This is a genomic window from Alistipes sp. CAG:268, from assembly GCA_000434235.1.
In the GTDB taxonomy this organism is placed as follows: Bacteria; Bacteroidota; Bacteroidia; order Bacteroidales; family Rikenellaceae; genus Alistipes; species Alistipes avistercoris.
In genome coordinates this window covers 6588-13975 of the sequence record FR892023.1, presented here as the reverse complement: position 1 = coordinate 13975, position 7388 = coordinate 6588, and the positions used below count along the sequence as shown (strand labels likewise).

Annotated in this window: 4 protein-coding genes; 2 read left to right on the top strand and 2 right to left on the bottom strand. The window is 64.4% G+C overall.

All coding sequences use genetic code 11. From position 1 onward, the window contains the following. Positions 1-36 precede the first annotated feature (36 nt). Positions 37-1398 carry a TrpB-like pyridoxal phosphate-dependent enzyme gene (locus tag QZL63_RS10700; RefSeq protein WP_022309284.1) on the bottom strand — a complete coding sequence of 454 codons (1362 nt, stop codon included), beginning with the start codon at positions 1396-1398 and terminating at the stop codon, positions 37-39. A 341-nt stretch (positions 1399-1739) separates the two neighbouring features. Between QZL63_RS10700 and pheT the strand changes: the two genes are divergently transcribed. Then, positions 1740-4205, top strand: a complete 2466-nt coding sequence (gene pheT / locus QZL63_RS10695; protein ID WP_022309283.1) for a phenylalanine--tRNA ligase subunit beta — start codon at positions 1740-1742, stop codon at positions 4203-4205. A 93-nt stretch (positions 4206-4298) separates the two neighbouring features. Here the strand turns inward: pheT and QZL63_RS10690 are convergent, their stop codons facing one another. Next, entirely contained in the window at positions 4299-6461 is a 2163-nt protein-coding gene (locus QZL63_RS10690) for a beta-N-acetylhexosaminidase (RefSeq protein WP_022309282.1), read from the bottom strand. 80 nt (positions 6462-6541) lie between these two features. Here QZL63_RS10690 and mazG point away from each other — a divergent pair, with 80 nt between their 5' ends. Further along, positions 6542-7327 carry a nucleoside triphosphate pyrophosphohydrolase gene (gene mazG, locus QZL63_RS10685; protein WP_290587187.1) on the top strand — a complete coding sequence of 262 codons (786 nt, stop codon included), beginning with the start codon at positions 6542-6544 and terminating at the stop codon, positions 7325-7327. The last annotated feature ends 61 nt before the right edge of the window (positions 7328-7388 follow it).

Below are 7388 nucleotides of genomic sequence, written 5' to 3'. Positions count from 1 at the left end.
ACCGTCCGCTCCCGTTTTTATTCCCGAAGCCATGCTTCAGATAATCCTGGCCAACCGGCTGACCGACGCTGCAATTTCGTCGTCGCCCGGCGTATAGTCCTTCAATGCGCCGGCCAGATACTGTTCGTAGGCGTAGAGGTCGTTCACGCCGTTGCCCGAGAGGTTGAAGAGGATGGTTCGGCGGCACCCCTCCTCGCGGGCCTTCAGCGCTTCGCGGATCGCCGCGGCGATGGCGTGCGTCGATTCCGGGGCCGGGATAATCCCCTCGGCCTGCGCGAAGAGCACGCCGGCCGCGAGGGTTTCGGTCTGCGGCACCGCCTGCGCCTCGATCAGCCCGTCCTTGAGCAGCTGGCTGACAATCGCCCCGGCGCCGTGGTAGCGGAGGCCTCCGGCGTGGATCTCCGAGGGCTGGAAGTCATGCCCGAGCGTATACATCGGGATGAGCGGTGTGAAACCCGCCACATCGCCGAAGTCGTACTGGAACGTCCCGCGTGTCAGTTTCGGGCAGCTCGACGGCTCGACGGCCACTACGCGCACCCGGCTTTCGCCCGTGAGCCTGCGCCGCAGGAACGGGAACCCGATTCCGGCGAAGTTGCTCCCGCCGCCGAAACAGCCGATCACGATGTCGGGTTCCTCGCCCGCCATCTCCATCTGCGCGACGGCCTCCTGTCCGATGACGGTCTGGTGCAGCAGCACGTGGTTCAGCACGCTGCCCAGGCAGTAGCGCGTGTCCCCGGGATGCTGCATCGCTACCTCCACGGCCTCCGAAATCGCCAGTCCGAGGCTTCCCGGGCAGCGGGGGTCGCGTGCGAGGGCCTCACGCCCCGAGCGGGTCTGCGTCGTGGGCGAGGCCAGGCATTCGGCACCCCACGTCTTCATCATCAGCCGCCGGTAGGGTTTCTGGTCGTAGCTCACGCGGACCATGAAGACCCGTACGTCGATCCCGAAATGTCGGGCGGCGAATGCGATGGCCGATCCCCACTGTCCGGCCCCGGTCTCGGTCGTAAGGTGGCGGATGCCCTGCCGGCTGTTGTAGTAGGCCTGCGGTACGGCGGTGTTGGGCTTGTGTGATCCGACCGGTGAGACGCTCTCGTTCTTGAAGTAGATGTGTGCCGGGGTGTCGAGCGCCTTTTCGAGGCCTGTGGCGCGCACCAGCGGTGTGGGACGCCAGATGCGGTAGATTTCGCGCACCTTGTCGGGGATGTCGATGAAGCGCTCCTCGGAGAGCTCCTGTGCGGCGAGCTCCTCGGCGAACAGGGCGGAGAGATCCTCGCGCGTAACGGGGCGTCCGGTTGCGGGATGGAGCGGCGGCAGCGGCTTGCGGGGCATGTCTGCCACGATGTTGTACCATTGTGTGGGCATCTGCGCCTCGGTGAGGCAGAATTTCTTCGTTTTCATGGTCTTTCTGATTTTGATATGGATGATCTGAAACGGAAAAGCCCGCTGTTTACCATTCGTAAACAACGGGCTTGTGGCTGGTCCGGTCGGGGTCGTCTACCTGCACGGCGCATCGCACTCATTGTCCACGAGAGTCAATGAGCGCCACCACCATGCCTGTATGTTCGAAATACGGATCACCGCGACGGGTACGTTTCGAACAAATATAGCCGATCTTCCCGGAAGATGCAAATTTTTCCGCCGGCAAATCGTCCGATTCCTATTAATAGAGGAATTGTTGCCGTTTTTGACGAAAAATCCCTATCTTTGTCTGATTTTATGAAAACTTCAAATTCAACGATATGAATATTTCGTACAACTGGCTGAAGCGTTACCTCGCGACCGACCTGTCGGCCGAAGAGATCGCCCGCATCCTGACGGATATCGGGCTGGAAGTCGAGGGCTTCGAGAAGATCGAGACCATCCGCGGCGGTTTGCAGGGCGTCGTGGTCGGCGAGGTGCTCACCTGCGTGGACCATCCCGATTCGGACCACCTGCATGTCACGACGGTGGATGTCGGGAGCGGCGAGCCGCTGCAGATCGTCTGCGGTGCGGCGAACTGCCGCGCGGGCCTCAAGGTAATGTGCGCCACGGTAGGCTCGGTGCTCTACCCCACGGGCAGCGACGAGGAGTTCAAGATCAAGCGTTCGAAGATCCGCGGCGTCGAGTCGCTGGGCATGCTCTGCGCCGAGGACGAGCTGGGCATCGGCACGGACCACGCCGGCATCATGGAACTGCCTCAGGAGGCTCCCGTCGGCATGACCGCGAAGGAGTACCTGCACATAGAGGACGACTTCCTGATCGAGATCGGTCTGACGCCCAACCGCGTCGATGCCGCTTCGCACATCGGTGTGGCGCGCGACCTGGCAGCCTACCTCCGGGCCCGCGGCGAGCAGGCCGAGGTGCGCTGGCCCGATGTTTCGGCCTTTGCTCCGGATAACCGCGACCTGGCAGTGCCCGTCCGTGTCGAGTGCCCCGAGGCGGCTCCCCGCTATGCGGGCGTCACGGTCCGCGGCTGCAAGATCGGCCCTTCGCCCGAGTGGATGCAGAACTGCCTGCGTGCCGCCGGCATCAACCCCAAGAACAACCTGGTGGACATCACCAATTTCGTGCTCTTCGAGCTGGGACAGCCCCTGCACGCCTTCGACCTGGCGAAGATCGAGGGCCGCGAGGTGGTGGTCCGCACGTGCGCCGAGGGTACGCCCTTCGTGACGCTCGACGGCGTGGAGCGCAAGCTCACGGCGCAGGATCTGATGATCTGCTCGGTCGAGCGCCCGATGTGCATCGCCGGTGTCTTCGGCGGCCTCGACTCGGGCATCAGCGACACGACGACCGACGTCTTCATCGAGAGCGCCTACTTCAACCCCGTGTGGGTGCGCAAGACGGCCAAGCGCTTCGGCCTGAACACCGATTCGTCGTTCCGTTTCGAGCGGGGCGTCGATCCCAACCTGCAGGTCTATGCGGCCAAGCGCGCCGCGCTGCTGATGAAGGAGCTGGCCGGTGGCGAGATCTCGAGCGACATTTCGGACTTCTATCCCGCGCCGATCGGCGACTTCGTCTTCGACGTCTCGCTGCGCCGGGTCAATATGCTCATCGGCAAGGAGATTCCCGAGCAGACCGTGCGCACGATCCTCGGTGCCCTCGAGGTGAAGATCCTCGCCGAGCACGACGGCGTGCTGACCGTTTCGGTGCCGCCCTACCGCGTGGACGTGCAGCGTGAGGCCGACCTGGTGGAGGAGATCCTCCGCATCTACGGCTACAACAACGTCGAGATCCCGACGCGCGTGCGTTCGACGCTCTCCTATGCGCCGCGTCCCGACCGCAACCGCCTGGTGAACCTCGCCGCCGATTTCCTGACGGCCAACGGTTTCACCGAGATCATGTCCAACTCGCTAACCCGGGGCGCCTACTACGAGGGGCTGACCTCGTGTCCGGCCGCGCGCTGCGTGCGGATCCTCAACCCGCTGAGCGCCGACCTGAACGTCATGCGCCAGACGCTGCTGTTCAACATGCTGGAGGCCGTGGCGTTGAACGCCAACCGCAAGAACGGCGACCTGGAGCTCTACGAGTTCGGTAACTGCTACTTCTACGACGAGGCCCGGCGTTCGGAGGAGAATCCCCTCGCGGCCTATTCGGAGGAGTACCGGCTGGCGATCGCCGTGACGGGCGTCACCACGCCGCAGTCGTGGAACGTGAAACCCGTCCGGGCTTCGTTCTTCACCCTGCGTGCCGTGGCCGAAAAGCTGCTGCGCCGCTTCGGCATCGACATCTATGCCCTCCAGACCGAGCCGCTGCAGAGCGACCTGTTCGGCGAGGGCCTCTCGATGTCGCTGGGCGGCAAGGTGCTGCTGCAGATCGGCACCGTGGCTGCGAAGATCCGCCGCATGGTCGATGTCAAGCAGGATGTCTACTACCTGGAGATGAATTTCGATGCGCTGGTCAAGTCCACGAAGAAACTCCGTGTGGCCGCCTCGGAACTCTCGAAGTTCCCCGAGGTGAAGCGCGACCTGGCGCTGCTCGTCGATAAGTCGGTGACCTTTGCGGCGCTCCGTGAGGTGGCTCTGGCCACGGAGCGGAAACTGCTGCGCAGCGTGGCGCTTTTCGACGTCTACGAGGGCGACAAACTCCCTGAGGGGAAGAAGTCCTACGCCCTGAGCTTCGTGCTCGAGGACAAGACCCGCACGCTCGACGAGAAGACGATCGAGCGGGTGATGAAGAACCTCGTTGCGCAGTTCGAGCAGAAGTGCGGCGCACAGGTCCGCGCCTGATCTGCCCCCGCCCGGGATGTCCGGGAAGAAAAAGGGAGAGGCCTCCTTCGAAGGAGGCCTCTCCCTTTTTTTCTATGTCCGCTCCGCCCGGTGTCAGAGCACGGGCTTGATCTTCGGGGGCATGATCACAACGAAGGGCGTGCCGTTGCCGTGACACGTCGCCACGACCCGCACGGCCTTCACCGCCCGTGCGGGCTTCAGGACGGCGGCCCCGGCCGCGAGCTCCCCTGCCGGCTCGAAGTGCGCGCCGTCGTACGATACCTCGGCGTAACCGGTGGTGAAGAGGTTTTTGGTCAGGTGGCTGTACCCGGTCTGCAGCACCATTTCACGGCAGCGGACCGGCTCCTCGAAAGAGTAGAGAATCCAGTCGCCCTCGCGGCAGGCGCGCTGCGTGAAGGAGTAGCCCCGATAGCTCTCGGCGTTGGCGAATGGCAGGCGGCCGCTTTCGGGCATCGACGAGGTGATCTTCACCCGGGGGGTGATCGTCCGGTAATAGGAACGGTCGGCCACGTAGGGGCTGCGGCCCGTGCCGCGGCGCGTGAAGAAGCGGAAGAGGTGCGGTCGGTCGGTACGGACGGGACCCGTGTAGCGGAACTCCTCGCCCGGACGGTCGTCGCGCACGTAGAAGATCTCCGACCCGTCGTCGGCAGTCACCGTGCAGACGCCGTCGCGGCACACTAACCGGGGCGGGAAGAGCCGGTAGCGGATGCCCATGGCCTCCATCCGGGGATAGTGTTTCGTGCGCAGTTCCTCGTAGTAACGCACCCAGCCGTCGCCGTTGCCGCTCCATGCCAGACGCGCCAGGGCACAGACGCGCGGGTAGAGCATATAGTCGAGATAGTCGGGCCGCTCGGGCTCGTGGGCCGAGTAGAGCTCGCTCCAGAAGGCCCCCTGCAGCCCCGCGACGTGGCGCCGCTGCTCCTCGCTGAAGCCGACCCCCTCGAGGTCGAACGAGTAGACCTTTCGGGCGTCGAAGATCCCGGCCCAGTTGTGTCCGGCCTCCTCGGGCGACTGGCGCATGTCGAAATAGAAGTACTCGCCCGGCATGACGATCGTCGGATAACCCTTTGCCGTGGCGTCGAGGCAGGCCCGGGTACTCTCCCACCCGTGTACGCGGGTGTCGCGCGAGAGGTTGCCCGTGCGTACCGCCTCGTTCCATACGGCCGTGCGCTTGCCGTGGCTCCGCAGGATCGCGGACATCCGCTCCATGAAGCGGTCCTCGAGCCGGTGGGGATCGTCCATCCCCTCGCGGGCCATCAGCGCCTGGCAGTCCGGGCAGCGTTTCCATTGCGACATGTCCACCTCGTCGCCGCCCACGTGCACGTATTCCGACGGGAAAAGGTCGCAGATCTCGCCGAGGATATCCTCCAGCAGGGTGTAGTTCTCCTCGCGGGCCACGCACCAGGCCGATCGGTCGTCGTATCCGGCCGTGAGCGTGGTGTCGGGCGTGAAGCGGCAGCGGATCTCGGGATGGAGCGTGGCGATGGTCCGGCTGTGGCCCGGGAGGTCGATCTCGGGGATCATCTCGATGTTGCGCACCGCGGCGTAGCGGATGATCTCCCGCATCTCGTCCTGCGTGTAGTAGCCGCCGTATTTTTCGTCGAGTTTGCCGTATACGGGCCGGATGGGCGAATCGCCGCCGCGGAATCCGCCCACCTCGGCCAGCTCAGGGTGCGACTTGATCTCGATGCGCCACCCCTCGTCGTCCACCAGGTGGATGTGCAGCTTGTTGATGTTGTGCCAGGCCAGCAGGTCGATCTGGCGCTTCAGCGCCTCGGGGGCGATCCACGTGCGGGCGACGTCGAGCATCATGCCGCGGTAGGCAAACTTCGGAGCGTCTTCCCGCACACCGCACGGCAGCGTCACGGGCTCCTGCAGCCCTTCGCGGGCATAGATCTCGGGCGGCAGCAGGCGGAAGAGCGCCTGCAGGCCGTTGAACACGCCGCCGTAGTCGGCGCCGCGCACGGTGATGTGGTCGGGTGTGATCTCCAGCCGGTAGCTTTCGGCCGCGGCCTCCGGGGCCGGATCGATCAAAAGCGACAGGACGCCGTCGGCGGCCGCCTGCCGCTCAACGGGGCATTTGAGGTATTCGGCGGCATATTCCGCCAGCGGGAGCAGCCCTTCGTCTGCCACGAGGGTCATGGAGGGTCCGAGCGTGAACTCCCCTCCGGTCGGTGTCAGGGGGGCGTCGGCCGGTTGGGCATGGGCCCCGGCTGCAAGGCAGAGGGCAAGGATCGTAAGGCGCAGTTTGGTCATGGGTCGTGATTTTTTGCTTTCGCAAAGATACGTTTTTCCCGGTGATTTGCTAACTTTGCCTGACTGTTATGCAATTTGTCATGGAAGAGAACAAGGAGAAGAAACTGGAGGCTGCGGCGCGCCTGCTCGAGGTGATGACTACCCTGCGCCGGGAGTGCCCGTGGGACCGCGAGCAGACGTTCGACTCGCTGCGCAGCAATACGATCGAGGAGACCTACGAACTGGCCGACGCCATCACGGCCCACGACATGGAGGCCATCAAGGAGGAGCTGGGCGACCTGCTCCTGCATGTGGTCTTCTACTCGAAACTGGGCGAAGAGGCGGGAGCCTTCGATTTCGGCGATGTGGCCAATGCCTTGTGCGACAAGCTGATCTACCGGCATCCGCATGTCTACGGGGAGATCCACGCCAACACGCCCGAGGAGGTGCTCTCCAACTGGGAGGCGCTCAAACTGCGCAAGAAGAACCGCAAGAGCGGTACGCTGGGCGGTGTGCCGCGTTCGCTTCCGGCGCTGGTGAAGGCCTACCGCATGGGCGAGAAGGCCGCCGGCACGGGTTTCGACTGGGAGCACAAGGAGGATGTCTGGGCGAAGGTCCGGGAGGAGATCGCCGAGGTCGAGAGCGAGATGCGGTCGGGCTGCAAGGCCGACCTCGAGGGGGAGTTCGGCGACTTGTTCTTCGCACTGGTCAATGCGGCGCGCCTCTACGGCGTTGATCCCGAATCGGCGCTGGCACGCACGAACGACAAGTTCATGCGCCGCTTCAACTACATGGAGGAACGTGCTGCCGCCGAGGGACATGCGCTGCACGATATGACGCTCGACGAGATGGAGGCACTCTGGCAGCAGGCCAAAACGGAGGAGTGATCCTGCGACGTTCCCCGGCCTGTATGGCATATCTTCGGTGCCGAGCGGCGTGCCGGCCCGG